At 23.0% G+C, this 17,551-nt stretch carries 20 protein-coding genes, 2 tRNA genes and 1 pseudogene; 5 read left to right on the plus strand and 18 right to left on the minus strand.

Annotated elements, in window-relative coordinates; translation table 4 throughout:
• Positions 1-17 precede the first annotated feature (17 nt).
• The 5 genes from EXC58_RS04530 to EXC58_RS04550 all read left to right on the plus strand — a co-directional run bounded on the left by EXC58_RS04530 (position 18) and on the right by EXC58_RS04550 (position 5,033).
• A complete protein-coding gene (locus tag EXC58_RS04530; RefSeq protein WP_129725899.1) occupies positions 18-218 on the plus strand; it encodes a hypothetical protein in 201 nt (66 codons plus the stop codon).
• A gap of 44 nt (positions 219-262) precedes the next feature.
• Entirely contained in the window at positions 263-1,396 is a 1,134-nt protein-coding gene (locus EXC58_RS04535; RefSeq protein ID WP_129725901.1) for a transglutaminase-like domain-containing protein, read from the plus strand.
• Positions 1,397-1,693: 297 nt separating this feature from the next.
• Positions 1,694-2,254 carry a hypothetical protein gene (locus tag EXC58_RS04540; protein WP_129725902.1) on the plus strand — a complete coding sequence of 187 codons (561 nt, stop codon included), beginning with the start codon at positions 1,694-1,696 and terminating at the stop codon, positions 2,252-2,254.
• Positions 2,255-2,549: 295 nt separating this feature from the next.
• Entirely contained in the window at positions 2,550-3,158 is a 609-nt protein-coding gene (locus EXC58_RS04545; RefSeq protein WP_129725903.1) for a DUF6088 family protein, read from the plus strand.
• Between the two features lie 726 nt (positions 3,159-3,884).
• A complete protein-coding gene (locus tag EXC58_RS04550) occupies positions 3,885-5,033 on the plus strand; it encodes a hypothetical protein (RefSeq protein WP_129725904.1) in 1,149 nt (382 codons plus the stop codon).
• A gap of 117 nt (positions 5,034-5,150) precedes the next feature.
• On the opposite strand, the gene EXC58_RS04555 is transcribed toward EXC58_RS04550, so the two are convergent.
• From EXC58_RS04555 to EXC58_RS04640, 18 genes and pseudogenes are all read right to left on the minus strand, one after another.
• Positions 5,151-6,257: a hypothetical protein gene (locus tag EXC58_RS04555; RefSeq protein WP_129725905.1), complete on the minus strand. Its 1,107-nt coding sequence runs from the start codon at positions 6,255-6,257 to the stop codon at positions 5,151-5,153.
• 51 nt (positions 6,258-6,308) lie between these two features.
• Positions 6,309-6,533: a hypothetical protein gene (locus EXC58_RS04560; RefSeq protein ID WP_129725906.1), complete on the minus strand. Its 225-nt coding sequence runs from the start codon at positions 6,531-6,533 to the stop codon at positions 6,309-6,311.
• 203 nt (positions 6,534-6,736) lie between these two features.
• Positions 6,737-7,396: a hypothetical protein gene (locus EXC58_RS04565; RefSeq protein ID WP_129725612.1), complete on the minus strand. Its 660-nt coding sequence runs from the start codon at positions 7,394-7,396 to the stop codon at positions 6,737-6,739.
• The gene (locus EXC58_RS04570; protein WP_129725613.1) at positions 7,380-7,844 is read right to left on the minus strand and encodes a hypothetical protein; all 465 of its coding nucleotides are present in this window, start codon (positions 7,842-7,844) and stop codon (positions 7,380-7,382) included. Before EXC58_RS04570 ends, EXC58_RS04565 begins: the two co-directional genes overlap by 17 nt.
• A 144-nt stretch (positions 7,845-7,988) precedes the next feature.
• Positions 7,989-8,324, minus strand: a complete 336-nt coding sequence (locus tag EXC58_RS04575; RefSeq protein ID WP_129725614.1) for a hypothetical protein — start codon at positions 8,322-8,324, stop codon at positions 7,989-7,991.
• 92 nt (positions 8,325-8,416) lie between these two features.
• The gene (locus EXC58_RS04580; RefSeq protein WP_129725907.1) at positions 8,417-9,418 is read right to left on the minus strand and encodes a hypothetical protein; all 1,002 of its coding nucleotides are present in this window, start codon (positions 9,416-9,418) and stop codon (positions 8,417-8,419) included.
• A 95-nt stretch (positions 9,419-9,513) separates the two neighbouring features.
• Entirely contained in the window at positions 9,514-10,113 is a 600-nt protein-coding gene (locus EXC58_RS04585) for an AAA family ATPase (RefSeq protein ID WP_129725908.1), read from the minus strand.
• A complete protein-coding gene (locus EXC58_RS04590; RefSeq protein WP_129725909.1) occupies positions 10,067-10,390 on the minus strand; it encodes a hypothetical protein in 324 nt (107 codons plus the stop codon). Before EXC58_RS04590 ends, EXC58_RS04585 begins: the two co-directional genes overlap by 47 nt.
• A 223-nt stretch (positions 10,391-10,613) precedes the next feature.
• On the minus strand, positions 10,614-11,288 hold the full coding sequence (locus EXC58_RS04595) for a hypothetical protein (RefSeq protein WP_129725910.1): 675 nt from the start codon (positions 11,286-11,288) through the stop codon (positions 10,614-10,616).
• A 2-nt stretch (positions 11,289-11,290) separates the two neighbouring features.
• Positions 11,291-11,902 (minus strand): hypothetical protein, encoded by a 612-nt coding sequence (locus EXC58_RS04600; RefSeq protein WP_129725912.1) that lies wholly within the window; start codon positions 11,900-11,902, stop codon positions 11,291-11,293.
• The gene (locus EXC58_RS04605; RefSeq protein ID WP_129725914.1) at positions 11,889-12,461 is read right to left on the minus strand and encodes a hypothetical protein; all 573 of its coding nucleotides are present in this window, start codon (positions 12,459-12,461) and stop codon (positions 11,889-11,891) included. The genes EXC58_RS04600 and EXC58_RS04605 overlap by 14 nt, the downstream gene beginning before the upstream one ends.
• A gap of 280 nt (positions 12,462-12,741) precedes the next feature.
• Positions 12,742-13,812: a hypothetical protein gene (locus EXC58_RS04610; RefSeq protein WP_129725916.1), complete on the minus strand. Its 1,071-nt coding sequence runs from the start codon at positions 13,810-13,812 to the stop codon at positions 12,742-12,744.
• Positions 13,813-14,071: 259 nt separating this feature from the next.
• Entirely contained in the window at positions 14,072-14,536 is a 465-nt protein-coding gene (ruvA, locus tag EXC58_RS04615; RefSeq protein ID WP_223211630.1) for a Holliday junction branch migration protein RuvA, read from the minus strand.
• A 473-nt stretch (positions 14,537-15,009) separates the two neighbouring features.
• A tRNA-Ile gene (locus tag EXC58_RS04620) sits at positions 15,010-15,085 on the minus strand.
• 4 nt (positions 15,086-15,089) lie between these two features.
• Positions 15,090-15,173 (minus strand) — tRNA-Tyr (locus tag EXC58_RS04625).
• Between the two features lie 105 nt (positions 15,174-15,278).
• Positions 15,279-15,803 carry a hypothetical protein gene (locus tag EXC58_RS04630; RefSeq protein WP_129725918.1) on the minus strand — a complete coding sequence of 175 codons (525 nt, stop codon included), beginning with the start codon at positions 15,801-15,803 and terminating at the stop codon, positions 15,279-15,281.
• 122 nt (positions 15,804-15,925) lie between these two features.
• Positions 15,926-16,192 (minus strand): hypothetical protein, encoded by a 267-nt coding sequence (locus EXC58_RS04635; protein ID WP_129725920.1) that lies wholly within the window; start codon positions 16,190-16,192, stop codon positions 15,926-15,928.
• An 834-nt stretch (positions 16,193-17,026) separates the two neighbouring features.
• Positions 17,027-17,497 (minus strand): annotated as a pseudogene (locus EXC58_RS04640) (DnaB-like helicase C-terminal domain-containing protein); the annotation flags it as partial.
• Positions 17,498-17,551 lie beyond the last annotated feature (54 nt).

Here is a 17,551-nt window from a genome sequence, read left to right on the forward strand (position 1 = left end):
ATAATTATGATGAATTAGTGAATTTTCAATGAGGAATAGATAAAAATAATAAGTTCTCGCTAGACCCTAGCAAATACTATAGTGGAAATTATCAATTAGTTCAAATTAATGACGAATACATTAAAAACTGACTTAAATACTATCAAAGATGAAATTGAATTTTTGTAAATAAAGAAGAGCAAATCACAAAATTGAAGATAAAAATATTCAAGCTTTAAAAATAGATGAAAAATTTAAAGATAATAAAATAATTAGTGATTATATGAAAAGACAAATTAACTTTGCTCCAGATATTTATGATGAGCTTTGAACCGCAAACCCACAACATCCCGAAAAAGTAAATATAAATGATGTTAAAAAGCAAAACTCTAAAGAACTGTACACAAAATACGAAAATACTAATATTCAAACAATAGACGAAATAAATAAATTAAATTTAAAATTTAATAATTTTAAAAATACATTAAATTTTGAGCCTAAAAAAATTAACGTCGAAAACAAGGAATACGAATTTTATGATACTAGCCAATTGAAACATTTTGATTACGAAAAATTTTATAAATATCAAAATTTTTTATCACTAAAAGACAAACGTGGTATAGGTTCTTTGAATACTTTCAATATCTATAATAATTTATTATGAGAGCGGCCAAACTTATTTTCTGATGGTTTATATAAATCTATATATTCAGAACTAATAAAACCTGTTCATAAAAGAACAAAAGATAATAATTATATAGTAGATCGTACAATCCCTCTAACCGAAGAAGAAATTAAACAAGGCAAAAGCACTTTTACTGACGCAAAATGAATTAACCCAATTCCCGAATACAAAAAATGATTTAATCATTGAAAAGAAATTTTACCTAAAATTATCAATAATACTTGAGATGATAAAACCAAAATCAAAGCAGTAGCTTATTATATTGCTACTAATTCTTTATATCTATCTCCTATAAAACATAAATTTAACTATAATGGATATGGATTTTATAATCCATCTCAAATTTTTACTAATGATCCTGAAATTCAATGCGTTGGATATTCGATGAATTTAGCTGCAGCACTAACAATTTTAAACATTCCAGTTCGAATTTTAGGTGGACCTGTTGCAATAGATGTTTCTAATCCTGTTCCAGATGGATATCACGCTTGAAACGAAGTTTATGTTGATGGAAGATGAAAAGCAATTAATTTAACTTGATTTGATTATAGCGAAACAACTAATTTTTCTAAAGAAACTTTCGAACTTAAAGATGATGAAGACTTATTTTTAGAAAGAAGTTCTAAACATATGGACCAATTTAAACTTGAAATTAGTTCATATGAAACTACTATAATGTTTTTTAAAAATCCTAAAGAATACGAATACAAAGATCTTCCTGAAAGTATTTAAATATTTTTAATGATATATATCGCATTTTCAAAAACCCGTTATAATCTTAATGGAGCAATACATAATTTTTGCTCCATTAAGTATTTATTATTAAAATACTAATTTTCAAAAATAAAAATTAAATTTAAACTCCTAATAAATTTTTGATTTTTCTTAATTTTATGTCATTTTTTAATCAAAAATTTCTTCATAAAAATAACGATTTTTGATTTTATAATCGGATCATTAATAAAAAACTAAGTCTTAGCATCTCCTTAGACTTAGTTTTTTTATCTTTTTTAGTTAATATTTAAAAATTTGATTTTTATACGATTTTTAGTACTTTTTTCTCCTTACACATTATCCCGTTATTCTCTTTTTAGAAACATAAAATTAACCCTCAGGAGAAATAAATATGAAGAAACTTGAAGATGTTTTAAAAAACTTAATAAATATTTTTTAAAAAATCAATTATCTCAAATAAAATCCAAACTCACTGAATATAAAACTCAAAAATTTCAAACTCTTATTAACATTTTAGAAACTAATTTTTATTTAGAAAAAGAATTAAATATTATCAATGAAATTTTAATATATGATGATTCATTAAATACTCTTGAGAAAATTGAAACAATTTTACAAAGAAATGATGAAACTTGCTTTTTATTTAATTCATTCTTTAGAAAATTAATATTAAACATCAAAGAAACATCAAAGAAACATCAAAGAAACATCAAAGAACAAATATCTTCTACAGAATTACAAATAAAACTTTTATTGCTCAAAAAGTGTAAATACTTATTTTCAAATTTAATTTTTAAGTATATAAATTCATTTAAACTATATTTAAAAACTAAGACAAAATATAAGTTGTCTTAGTTTTTAAAATCATTATTTTAGAGAGATTTAATATATATTAGATGTTTTTAAAATTATTTAGTCCTATAATTATCATAGGATATATTTATTTACATTTCGTTCGTCATTTAGTTATTCACTATTTTTTCTTAAACATTTAAAACAACAAAAATAAGTATTTTGATCTTTATTTGTGTTATTTTAAGTATCTTTTTATTATAAAAATATCAATGAAAATTATAGATATTGAAACCTTTTAATAAAATTTTAAATCTATAGCACTATAATTTTAATAGTAAAAAACAAAGGAGTACAGATGCAAACATTAAAGCAACAAATTGAACAAACTATGTTTCAAAATCCTGGAAAGATTTATATTGCTAGCGATTTTTTAGAACTAGGGGATAAAAATAATATTAAATTAATTTTACACCGGTTAAATAAAGAAGGTAAAATTGAAAGGTTAATTAATGGTCTATATGTTAAACCTTATTATAGCAATATCCTTAAAAGATATTCTTATCCAAGACCCGAAGAAGTTGCGCAAAAAATCGCCCAGAAAAATGGTTGAACTATTGCTCCTGCTAAAAATGCAACACTTAATTACACTGGTGTATCAACACAAGTTCCTGCTGTTTTTGAATATATTTCGAATGGACTTTCAAAAGAATATTATTATCGTGTTTGAAAAATTACTTTTATTCGCAGACCAAAAAAATACATCAGTTCACATTCATTGAAATTTATAATTTTAATTGAGGCAATCAGAACTCTTGGTAAAAAATACATTAACAACTCAGAAATACGAGATTTAGCTTATTATGCTCAGAACATTCGGGAAGATTTATTATTAGACACAATGAATCTTGATTTTTGAATTCGCAATGTTTTATTAAAAATTAAGGAAATTAATGACAATCGATAATTTTTTAATTTGTAATAAAAGTTGTCCAAAGTAATAAATAATCTTTACCTCATTTATACTTAAATAAATTAAAGAAAACATATTTAAAAACCAGTTATAATTTTAATGGAGAGATATTTTAACATCTCTCCATTATTAAAATTTAATTATTTTTTGACTAGTTCTAAGTGCTATTTATAAAACATATTTTTTCCTTTAAAAATATAGTATTTTTTAGTTTATTAAAAGAATTTTGTTGAATATTGTTAGAAAAATTTTCTTAATTTTTCTAACTTTTTTATTTATTAATATATCTATTTAAAAACTTCCTATATTAAAGAAGTTTTTTACTTCTTTTTATAAAATGCTTTTTGTGTAGCAACATTATATAAGCATTAGCAAGAAAAAACGCCCCTAGAAGACGTTTTTTGTTAAATGGGGTAAATGACAAGTTCGAACTGCACATTATAAGTAATTACCCACTGTGCTAATCACTTCACCACATTTGTCAGCTGCAAGATTATTATACCGTAAAAACAAAGTAAGAAATAAATTTTTAAATCTTCTTATATAAAAAGAAGATTTAATTTACTATCAACATTAACCTTAATTTTGGGTATTATGTTTTTCTTAATAGCTATTATTTAAAAAATCACTTTTTTAAGTGATTTTTTGTACTTTTTAGGGCTATTTTTATATTCCGTTATACTTCAATTGCAACAAAAATAATTAATTTAAAGGAGACAAATGACGACAAATTACAATAAAGAATATTTAAATTATCTAATTAAATGACATTATTTAGATAATGACTTTTTAGAGAAAGTTCTTTATCAAAGAAGTTTACTTCAGCCAAATCAAGTCCAAGATTATGATTATAAATTAAATAAATTACTCAAGGGAGATTTATCTGATAATAAAATTCTAAACGCATTTAGGATTTTAAATTTTAAACCCACTTATGAGAAGTTGTGCGATTTATTTAATATTATTTATTTAGATTTTGGTCAATCTAAATCTGCTCAAAAATACATGTCAACTTTTTATATTGATTCGGAAGAGAATTTAATCAAAAAAATTGATATTTCTCTTAAAGAAAAAGGAATTAAAAGTCCATATGCTTATTTAATTAAAACAGCCAAAGTTTTATTCCCAACAACTGTAAGCCCATATTTTTGTTATGACCCTGCTTTTAATGGAGATATAATCTCCATAGGACACGCAGGAGTTGCGTTTGAAATTATTAATCATATGTGAGAAAAGTATCAAAACAAAGCAGGGATTAAAAAGTCTTTAACAAACTGAGAAAGAGCAATTTCTATTTTTAATATTTCCAAAGGAACTTGAAATTTTTTAAAAGACGCTAAATTATATGGTGCTAAATTTGGTCATATTGAGCTTTTAAATATCTTATATGAAGTTGTTGAGCAAATATCAAATAAATGTCAAAAAGAAGAATATATCAAGCAAATAAGCACCATTATTAATCGGAAATATGATTGTAATATTTTGAATGAGTATCATTATTTAAATGATTTAAAAATTTATATTCTAGCTTTAAATATTATTTTCCTAGATCCAAGTGTCGAAAATGTTGAAGAAGTTTTTGATATTTGAACACACGAATTTTCAGAGAATTTTGCTCAAGAATATTTATCTAAGAATGTTATTGAATTAGGAGAACATATCAAAACCCAAGCTGATGAAGAATTGAAAGAGCTTGGCTATCAAAGCTACTATGCTAAATATTTAGATTTAATTGATAAAATGAAAGATGATCAATATTATCAATTTAGTGAAAACCCAATTCGAGTTAAAGAAATTAACGAAGAAAGGTTAAAGCATCAATTACTTAAACTTTTATTTAAACAAAAATCCCAGGAAACCCAAAAATAAGATATTTTTATGATATTACTTTGAGTTTTTATTAAATATTTAATCAATCTTCTTCAATTTAATAATTTCAAAAAATAACCGGTCACAATTTGTTACCGGTTATTTTTAATAAACAATTTATTTTGAATATTTTTTTGAAAAGTAAATTAATACTTGCTCATTCTTTTCGTCCTGGGTCATATCCGCAATCGGATAAGAATTTTCATCAATTCAATACCAAGTTTTTTTATCAATGACAGAATATATAAAGATATCATTATCTTTTAAATAGTGTGTTCCTTGAGCTTTAAGGTTTTTATCTAAAAAATTTAAAATTGTTGTGCCATTAGCAAATTCATCACTTTCTTTTGACGCCTTTTTTAGACACTGTTCAAAATAATTTTCATCTTTAAAAGCTCCATTTAATTCAAAAATAACTTCGGAATTTTTAGTAGTGTTTAAAATATCAGTAATATATTTTCCAAGATTTTCATCTTTAATGATTTTTGAATTAATAATATCTTCTAAATACTTAATTCATGTCATTTGGGTGGTGGTATAAAACTTAGCTACTTGTTTGAAGAATTTTTCGTTAATGTTTTTGTGAATATCAAAATCATATTTTTGTTTTAAAAAATCTAAGTTTTGAGCAAATTGATCAGATTGTTTTCATCAAATTTGTTTATTTAAAAATAATAAAACTTTTTTAAGTGATTTTAAGACTTTTAACGCTAATTTTTCTAAAGAAATTCATTCAAATCGCTTACCTGTAAACATATAATAATCATCTTGTGAAAATTCCCCTATTTCAAAATTAAATTTAAAAAGCGAACTTTTTATTCCATCTTGTTTTAGTTCTTCACTTAAATATTCTCATCATCTTCGACCAGCATTAATATTTAATTGATCTAAATATTCGCAAATAAAGTAAGCATCTTCATCATATCCGAATTGTTCCTGTAAAACTAAATTAACTCCTCTAATAAACTCATAAGGTGGATTTAGCTTTAAAATATCAGTAGCTAAATATAATATTTTAACTCTTTCTTCTTCAGAATAATTTGAATTTGTGGAATTGTTTTCTTTGAAAATTTCTTCAAGTTCATTAAGATATTTTGTTTGTTTATCTGTAGGTAAGGTTTTTAGATTTTTGTTAATTACATTTAAAAATTCATTAGTATTAAAATCATAATAATCTTCTAAAAGCTCAAAAGTTGCTTTATTTCATTTGTTTTTTGTTAGCATATGTTATCCTTTGTTAATATTATTTTTTATTTTATAAAGTTAAAACAAGCATTATTGTTCGACTTGAGCTACTGAATTATTATTACATTCACAAGTAATTGATTTGTTGGTTTTTCGGATTTTTTTAAATAGATTTTTAATTAATTTTACTAATGCAATCGTTCCAAGCGAAACCAAAAAACTCACAAATATAATTGTAGTAATCATTGATGTAGTAAATTCTTCAAGTTGTTTATTTGAAAAATTAACAACAGTTTTAGTGGCTAATTCAAACATTTTTAGCTCCTTTTATATTTAAATATTTATTTATATTTCGAGTATAACGGGTTAATAAATAGAGCCTAAAAAGTACTAAAAAATCACTTAAAAAAGTGGTTTTTATTAATTAATATATAAAACAAACCGGTCGCAAATTGCGACCGGTTTATAAAAATACCTAATTTATAAGTCTTTATTATTTTTTTTGCGTTGGTTTTTTATTACAAACTATTTTGAGTTTTTATAAACGTGTTAAAAATTTGACTTAAAATCAACGAAACAACCCAACAAGTTTCTAAAAGATTTAGTTTTTGGAGATTTCTAAATCCATAATAACGATCTTCTATGATAGTATTTAAAAGTTCATTAGTTTTTAAAGAACTTTTAGAATTAGATAATTCTTTAGAATTGTTTATTAATTGTATTAAATGTTCTTTTAATTCTAAAGAAGATTTTACTCAAGAAAAGGATTTATTTGGTTTTAAATATTCATCTATATATGACTTAATTGTGTTTTTGTCTTCTTGGAGCAATAAAACTAACTCAGACACAAAATTAGGGGAAGAATTTTTCTCTAAAAGAGCAAAAATTTGTCAATTAACTGAAGGACCTAATTTAGAATTATCAAAATTAATTAAGTAATTTATATTTTCTATATATTTTTGTTTTTGTCAATCACAAATAGTAAGAAGTTGATTTTTTAATTTGATAATTAATTCTAAAGCTGAATTTGTTATTCTAGCTGAAAGCTCATTAAATTCTTGTAAATTTTGTTTGCCGATTTTAGCAATGTTAAAAAAGGATAAATCTTTCTTTTGTTTTTTGTTTATCGATAATTGGTCAATAAGTGAAATTAAAGCTTTGCTATTCTTCTTCTTCATATCCATAATCATTATCTTCTCAATCGCTTTCTTGTTCAATTTCATATAATAAATCTTCTAACATTCAAATTTCTACTTCTACTCAATTAATTGGTCAAATTTCTGTCTTTGCGGAGTTTATTTCATATCATTGACTTTCATCAATTTGAGCAACTTTATCAGCAATTTTAATATAAAAACTATTTAAACCATATTTTCCTAAAGAAGTATTTACTTCTTCTTTCAGTGTTAAACCATACACAACTCCATAACAGCTGATGTATTCATTTCATTGATCGCTTTCGAAAAATTCATTATCTTTTCGAAAAATTCTGATAATTTTTTCATATGTTTTTAGTGAATTATCTATTGTAAAAATATCTTTTAAAAGATTTAGTGTTTTCTCATTAAATTCTCTTTTAAAGCATTTTTTTAAAGTTTCAATTGTTGTTTGGTTGTCTGTTGACATGTGTTATTCTCCTTTGATGTTCATTTATATAAAAGAAGTATAGCGGATTTAAAATATAGCTCTAAAAAGGACAAAAATTACATTAAAAAATGTAATTTTTATGAAAATAAAGTTTCAATAAAACAATTTAACAAATATATATTTTTAGACAAGATTAAACTTATTTGATGTTTTAAATCTTCTTTTTAACTCTTTAAGTTCTATATATTTTTTTCATTTTTCAAAATCTGTAGATTTTTCATCTAAAATATCAGTAATTTGTTTAAAAGTTTCAATTGTAGCATCATAGCTTAAAATTTCTAGTGCTTTTTTTGAAAATCGATCTCAAAGAAAATTATCAATTCAATAATTTATTCTTTCAAGTTCTTTTTCACTATAGAACAATAAATTTTTATTAACTTTTTTAATTAACGAAAAAGAACTTATCTTTTCTAAATGTAGAAATAATCGGTTGGTTCAATTAATTTTAAATTTTTTCATTTTTGGTTCTCCTTATCTTTTTTATATTTTGAATATAACGGAATAATATATAAAGATAAAAAAATCGCATAAAAAATGCGATTGTTTAATTATTATTTAAGACTTTTAACTCAATAATTAATGATGCGTTCATACATTTCTTCTTTTGGAACACATTTTAAATTCATTGAATCATCAAGTTCATAAAACTCATCATCTTCAGTTTTGTCATAAACATCATTTGCTATTTTAACAAAAACTGAATTTTGAACTCCCTTTCAAGCATATTGTTCTAAATCTTCGTTAATTTTCTCTTCTCAATTTATTCCAGTTCCGATGTATTTATCATTATTATCAATAAATTCTTCAGCAATTTCAAGATCTCTAATATTTGAATATGCTGTAGAATTAAATTCCGCTACTTGCTTAACTATTTCAAAGTTATGCTTTGTGTTTAAAACTTTTAAAATTTTGTAAACAAGCTCATTACTTTCTGAATTATTAATAATAGTACTTAAATTATCAGCATATTCCTGAGCTATATCTTCGAATTTTTGGTGTAAAATGTCATGTTGTTTTTCAAATTTGTCTAAAAGTTTTTTAATATCAATATTATCTAAAAAATAAGCTTTGGTTAAAGTAATTTGTCCATCTTCATCAATTCAAAATAAAGATGTTGCAAATTTTTCTTTAAGCTGTGTTTGATTATTCTGGATTGTATCTTTAACAAATGAGATAAATACTCTTTTTTGTAAAACTTCCTTACTATGCTCGTATGGAGAATTGTTAAATCATACTAATTTATCTAATTGAGGTTCGAATTCACCAAAAAACTGAACATATGGATTTAAATCTTTATGCCAAAGCATTCTATCTAAAATTTTTGCAATTCCGATAAAATGAGAATTAATAGGATTTTTGCTAATTGATGCTTTAACTATTTGTTCAAAGTCTAAAAGTTTATAAATTTTGTGTTCATTTAAATAATTTTTAAAATATTTTGACTTTTCAAAATCTTTACTAAGCAACAGTTCTAATTCTTTTTGATTAGTATTATTTAAGTTTAAAAACTCAATAAATTCTTGTTTTTTGAAATTTATTATATTTTCTGTCATATTTTCTCCTTTAGGTTTGTTTATGTATATGTTGAGTATAACGGGTTCAAATTATAAATATAAAAAGTACTAAAAAATCACTTAAAAAAGTGATTTTAGCTTAGTGGAGAATGAATTTTGCTTATTGATAAATTAGTAATTTTGGAAATTTCTTTTAAATTCAAACCTTGATTTTTTAAGGTTTTTAGGTCGATTTTCTCTTGTGAAAATAATTTCTTATGAAGTGATTGTCAAAAATTATTTGGAGTATCAGCACTTAAAGCAAGTGAGTTTTTGATAATCTTTTTTAATTGTCCTGGAAAAGGAAGTTGCTCAACTTTTGAAATGATTTTTTCAAAAAGCTTAAAACTTAAATTCAAAACTTCAAAATCTTGTGTATATTTTTTAAAATAATTTTGAGCAATTAATTGTAATTTTTCCCTTTGATATTGACTAAAATCAATTATTACATCAAAATTTTCTACTAGTAATTTAGGCAGTTTTGGATATTTATTAGTTGTAGATATAAGAATAATTTGTTCATTTAGATATTTCAAATGATTTGCTAAAATCATTCAATATTTTAAATATTCTGAATGATTTTGATATTCCAATAAAACTTCTATATTTTCAAGTAAAATAATAACTTCATTTAGTTTAAAATGTTTATTAATTTCTTCAGAAGTTTCATCAAGATATTTTTTTGTACTCTTCAAAGGATTTACTAATAATTTGTACTCAATTAAGAAGATAAAGTTGCCTTTTAGTTGTATTTGTTAAAACTCCTACACAATGAGTTTTTTCAATTCCTGGTGGACCTTGAAAAAGAAACTTTTTTGGTCCATTTTTAAATTCAATAGCTTTCATTATTCCTAAAAGTTCTTTTTCAATTATTTTAGGAAGATTAAAAATTTTTTTGGGTAAATATAAAGCATTCAGAGCATTTATATCTGTTGTTTTTAAATCAGGAACTCAATTATCATAAGGATTCATTAAAGATATCGCATATTCAGCTAATTGATAATCTCCTAATTTGTCAAATTTGCTAGCAATTTGATAAACTTCATTTCTAAAAGCTCAATCATTTTTTCGCTATAATACTTTATTAAATTTAATATATTAGCTTTTTTCATTTTGGACAACCTTGATTTTGGTTTTATAAATTATTACTATATACACATTTTTAGCTTACATTAATAATTTATTTATTGAAAAACTACATAGAAACTTTTGATTTAATTGTATTTTCAAGTGCTTTTTCTAAAAGGATTTTTCACTTTGAACTATTAATTTCATCAAAATATTTTCATTCCTTATCAATTTCGTAGTCTTGATAACTTGCAGTTTCGTCTTCTTCATTTAGTTTTAATAATTCATCAACAATAAAGAGATATTTACTCCTTGCTCCATTAATTTTAAAATCTTCATCAGCTTGGGTTAAAATTTCATCATAACTTAAGATAAGTTTATTTTGTTTATATTCAATTCATTCAGGAGTATCATAAAAATCATAATTAAACATACCTCAAATTTTTTTGACATTTTCTAATGTTGGATTAATACTTAAATTTTTAATAGCTAACTTTAACATATCTTCTTGTTCTTCAAAAATACCAGTTGACATGTCAATTTCTGTAGGTCAAAAAATACCTGATAAAAATTTAATATATTGTTTTTGGTCATTAAAAGAAAGTTTTTCAAAATAAGTTTTTATCTTTGAATAAAAGCCTTTTAAAAAATAAGTAGAATTTTCTTTATTTTGATTAATGGCAGAAATTAATTCATCAACAAAATATTTATTATCACTATCAAATTCGATATTAAGAACTTTTAAAAAGTCGTTAAAATCATTTTGCTGAATTATTGAATTATAATTTTCGAATTTAAGCATTGTTAAACTCCTTTATTATTTAATGGTTGATTTTTTAAAGATGAATGTAATTGAGTAATAATATCAATTACTAAAGATTTAAAATCCAGTCCATATAATTCCTTAGTATTTAAATTAAACTCATATCAAGATGTTGAATTTTGTTCATCAAGTTCTTCGATGGCTTGAGTTAAGACTTTAATATATGGACTTGAACTTAGGTTTTGTTTAATATCTGTGTTAGCTAAATTATAAATTTGTTCAAAATTATATAAACTGCTTTCTTGAACATATTTTTGACCTACTTCAGTGGATTTTAAATTACCTTTTAATAATTCATTAATGTTTTTAAGAGTTAGTGGTTTTATATCCAAAGATAAAATGTTTAAAATTTTCTTTAATTCATTTGGTTCAAGTAATTCAGTGCTTAAAATTTCGATAAAATCTTGTAAATATTCTTCTTTATTTACCTTTTCAAATTCAATAGCAAGATTAAGTTTATATAAGATAGTAGTCAAAAAGTAATTTTTACTTTGTAAATAATCAAGTACTTTTTGAATTTGGTTTTTTTGAGTTGTATTTAAATTAATCTTGTGAAGAGAAATAAATTCTTGAAAATCTTTATAAATATTCATTTTTACTCCTTAAATTGCTGGTTTTTTGCTTAAGGTTAAGCATAAAAGTGAAAATTAAATTAATTAATTCAGTGCTTGAAAGAGCTTTTAAAGGACTATCATAATCAGGTAAAAAATAGTAATTTTTATCTCCTTGAAGTTCTAAGATTTCATTAGTTAAATAAGCATATTTGCTTTGAAGTCCATATTCTTGAAGTGATTTATCTAATGTGTCATATCAATCGCAACCTGCTTTAATATCTGGTTTATTTTCACTAAAAGAACTAAAAGTTCTAGTATCATCGAATTCTTCGTCTAAAATATAATAAATTTCAGTTAAGTTATCATATGAATAATCTAAGTCTAAAATTTGAAAAACTAATACACCTTGGTTAGGGTCTTGAAATTTATAATTAATTAAATATTCGCATTTAGATATATAGTCTTTTTGCTCTTCAATTGATAGAGTTTTAATTTCCATATCTAATTTACTTAAAAAATCTTTTACATTAAAATCTACTTTTTCTTGAACATAAGCTAAATTTTTCGTTCCTTGTGATTGAATTAAAATTGTATTCATAATTGATGTCCTTTGATTTTGGTTATGTATTTATTCATATTTTGAGTATAACGGAATGAGTTTCAATGAGAAAAAAGTACTTAAAAATCGCATAAAAATGCGATTTTATTTTTTATGTCAAGTTAAGTATAAATTACTTTATTTGTATTTTATTAAAAGAAAAATATTTATAAATCTTAATAAAAATAAAACCAATGAATTTGGTGGTTTTAAATTAAGCACAAAATTGTTGAAAGTAATGAGTTAAAAAGTTAGAGTTTCTCAATAATAATTGGGAATATTAGTCTTTATATTGAATTTTTGTTTCTTCAATACTTACCATTTCTCTTAAAATATCTAAAATAATTTGTTCTTTAGATATTTTTTTAACAAAATATGAACTTTTAGTAAATTCATAGTATCTATTTTGTTTGATAGTTTCAATGATATGTTTTGCCTGTGTTTGATTGATTTTTTCTTGTGAGTAATCTTTGTTGATAATGTCTAAAATTTCTGCTCCTTGTCAATAATTTTCAAATAAGTTTAAATCTTTTTGTTTTTTATAATAATTGAAAATTTCTTCATTTTGTTTTAAAAGTAAAACTAATTCAAAAACTAGTTTAGGAGAACAATTAAGTAGGAGTAATTTAAATAATCACAAAACTATAGAAAAAGAATTTTTAAAATTAATCAAATAATTTACATTTTCAATATATTGATTTTTGATGTTTTTATTTAATAAAGCAGTTTGGTTTTGAAGTTTTTTTAATAATTCATATGAGTTATAATCCTTTTGGGTTTTTGTATTTAAAAATTCTAAATTACGTTTTCCTTGGGGAGTAATTTTAAAAATTTTTTCTAAAATAGTTTGGTTATAAAAGGCTATTAAAGCTTTTTCAATTATTTGTGTTTTGGAAAATTTAATAAATTTTATCTTTTTAAATTGATAAAATTCTTCATCATTCATATTATAAATAAACTCTTTAAATTCTGTGAATTCTTCAGAATTATCTCTTAAAATTTCTTTTCACCCAAAACCTCTGTATATATCTTTATCCATCAAAAAATCCGAAAAATAATTATCTTGATTTTCATTTAGTGTTCAAACGTTATGAATTTCTTCTAAAGTTTCTAAAGTACAATTAAAAGACAAAATATTTACACTTAAAAAAATATTGTATAAATCTTTGAGAATATTTGGTTGATTAGTTAAAAATATATTTTTTAAATATTTTAAATACACATTTTGTTCTTCTTGGGATAAAGTTTTAAGATATTTATTAATTAATTTAAAAAAGTTTTTCTCTTTAAAACCAAAATATTTTTCCAAATAATCAAATATCTTATAGTTTCTCGAAGTTATTTCAAACATATTTTGATTCTCCTTTGGGATTTGGTTGTATATTTGAAGTATAACGGATTTAAAACACAAGGATAAAAATTACCAAAAAATCACTTAAAAAAGTGATTTTTTAGTCGATATTAATAACTTTAAAATTAATCTGTGATAAGATTAATTTCATTATGATTAGCTACGATAATTTCAATACTTTCTTCAACTATCTTGTCAAATTTGTCTGTAATATCAACTTTAGAAACATCAAAATCAATTTGTTTTTCTTAAATCCAAGCTAATTTAGGATCTCTTTTAGTTTGTTAATTTTTAATTTAGAAGAACTTTTATCTTTGGATTTACAATTCATAATTTTGGTTCATTTTTCAGATAATTCAACGCATAAAAGGCGTGCGGTAGATTCATTTACAAATGGAAATTTTGAAATCTCTTGCCAATTTTCTTGAGTAATTAATTTAACTACATTTTCTCAACCTTTATCAAGAATACCCATAGCGATTTTAGGACCAATTTTATCAATTGAAATTAAATCAAGAAACAATAATAGTTCATTAAAATCTTTAAAACCATAAGTAGTTTTGTTATATTCAGTTATGTATTCGTATAAATACAATTTTACTTTCTCATTAATTTTATATCTAGATTCATCAGAGACAATAACAAGATACCCATCTCCTTTGTTTCCAAAAATTAAATTGTTGCTCTTTTTATAAACAATTTCACCTAATTTGTATAATAACATTTTTTGCTCCTTTAAATTTTTGTATTGAAAAATAAACTTTAACTTAGTTATAAAACTCAAAACAAAAGAATAAACACAATAGACATAATTACAAAAAATACATATGGAAGTAATTCATTTCATAATTCATTCATATTTACTTATCCTTTTTAAAATATTTAATAATTTTTAATCTATTTTTTAGAAAAATAGATTTGAACTTATAACAAGCTTTTAATCAGAAACAATAAAATAACAATGATAAAATTGTGATTGAAAAAGCTAACAATAATAAGCTAGCAACAGTAAAAATAACAAGAAAGGGAGTTTCTAAAAAAGTCATTTTTATGTATCTATTTTTTGAGTATAACAGGTTTATCATAAAAGTATAAAATGTACTTAAAAATAGTATTAAAAAGTGATTTTTATAGGTTTAATATTATTAATAGTAATTTGAAAGTTGAAAGTATAAAAATCACCCTATAATGGTGATATGGTAGACTCAACAGGATTTGAACCTGTATTTGACCAGTTATGAGCTGGTTGCTCTAACCATTGAGCTATGAGTCTATAATGGTGGGGGGAGAGGGATTTGAACCCCCGAATCATAAGAAAGTGGTTTACAGCCACCCGCATTTGGCCGCTTTGCTATCCCCCCATTTTGTTGGTTAATTATTAATATTTAATTTACACAACAAAATATATAAAAACAATAAAAGAAATATATATTTGTATATTTTCTTTCTTAGTAAGTCAATTATTGTTAGGTTTTTATACCAACTTCATCAAATAATGAATCAAGTAATTCACTTTTGAAATCTTCTCAAGTTTCTTTAGATAATCCATTTAAAGTGTCGTTTAAGCTATAATATGTGTCATCATCACAATTTAAAATATCATTAAAAACATATGAATATCTAGTTTCTATTCCATTTTGGTTTAAATCTTGATTTAGTTCGGTTTTAAAATTAGAACCTAGCATAATTGAATTATTTGCCATATATTCATCTTTTTGATTTTGATAATCATCAAATTTTTCATCTAAAATATTGCTAATTTTGTTAAAGGTTTCAATTGAACCATCATTACTTAAAATTCGAAGAGCTTGAATTTGTAAAAACATAGGAATTGAAGAATTTAAATTAATTAATTCATTTAATCTTTTTACCTTTATTTGAGAATATTTACTAAGATTTAAACTTAATTGTTCTTCTAATTTAGCAATATTAATACCTTTTTGTTTTAGTATATTTAAGCTTTTTTCATTTGTTTTTAAGGTTTTTAACATAATTCTCCTTTGGGTTAATTTTGTGTGTTTAATAAGAGTATAACGGTGTTAATTTTTAAGCTAAAAAAATACATAAAAATTACTTAAAAAGTGGTTCTTTAAGAAAAGAATTGCCTTTTCTCTTAGTTATTAGAATTAAGTTTTTTATATCAATAATTTAATATTCGTTCATAAATTTCTTCTTCAGGAACTGCTTTATGTGGGGCGTCTATGTCTGAGTTATTATATTCATAAAACTCTGAATCTTTAGTATGTTCTAAAACAACATGTGCTAGATTCACAAAATTAGATATGCCTTTCAATTTGTCATTGGAAATATTTAAGAATTCGTTTTTAATTTTTGTTTTTCAATAACATTCATCACCAATATAATTGTTGTTATTTTTCATAAATTCTTCAGCAATTTCAAGCTCTGATAAATTGTAAAGTCTTGTACCTAATAATTCATTTATTTGATTTGCAACTTCTAAAGTAGGATTTAAATCTAAAATTTTAATTGTTTTATAAGCATAATCTGTTTCTTCGTAATTATTAATAATACTTTCTAATAAAGAAATATATTTTTAGCATCATCATACTGATTTTTATTAAACAAAAGTTTATGTTGGTGCTTGAGCTTAGTTAAAAGAATTTTGATATCAATATTATCTAAAAAATAAGCTTTGGTTAAAGTAATCTGACCATCTTCTCCAAGTTTAAATAAAGATGTTTTAAATTTATCTTTAAGATGTGTTTGATTATCCTGAATTGTATCTTCAACAAATGATTTTAGAGCTTTAGTTTGTAAAAATTCTTTTGATTATGAGGTGTATTATTAACTCAAACTAATTTTCTAATTGAGGTTCATATTCTTCAAAAAACTGAACATATGGATTTACACTTAAATAATATAATTGGTTTTCCAAAATTTTTAAAATTTTCAAGTATGTAGAATTTATAGATTCTTTTTTGATATCTTCAATAACAGTTTTTTGAAAAATCCTTGAGCTTGAAATATTATTTTTCTTAAAAAAATTTTAAAATAATTTGAGTTTTCAAACTCATCACTAAGCAATAACTCTAGTTCGTTTTTAGCGTCATTATCTAAAGCTAAAAATTCAATAAATTCTCTTTATTAAAATTATTCATTAATTCTCCTTGGGTTTTATTTGTATATTTGAAATATAACGGATTCATAAATAAAGAATAAAAAGTATTAAAAAAATCACTCAAAAAAGTGATTTTTATCTATTTTCTGCACTAGTATATTCATTAAAGCTAACAATTTCACCATTGTATCTCAATCCAGCAATTCCTGATTTCCCATTTCGGTTTTTTGCTACTGAAACTAAAGTGTTATATCCTATATCTTCTTTAGGTTCATAATTATTACGACTTAAAAAAATAACAATATCAGCGTCTTGTTCAATTGAACCCGATTCTCTAAGGTCGTGTAATTTAGGTCGTTTATCTTCGCGATTTTCAACACTTCGTGATAACTGTGAAAGTGCTAAAATTGGAATTTTTAACTCAAGTGCTAGAGTTTTTAAAGCTCGCGAAATAGTTGATACTTCCTGTTGTCGATTTCCTTTAACATTATCTGAAACACTAATTAATTGTAAATAATCAATAATAATTAAATCAAGCTGATAATTTAGATTTTTATTTAATAATCTTAATTTTCAAACAATATCATCAATACTACTGGTTGGTACATCATCAAAATAACGTTCATTTTGTCAAAACTAACTACAAAATTATCGAGCTTT

Origin of the sequence: Mycoplasmopsis citelli, from assembly GCF_900660645.1 — a bacterium.
Lineage (GTDB): Bacteria > Bacillota_I > Bacilli_A > Mycoplasmatales > Metamycoplasmataceae > Mycoplasmopsis > Mycoplasmopsis citelli.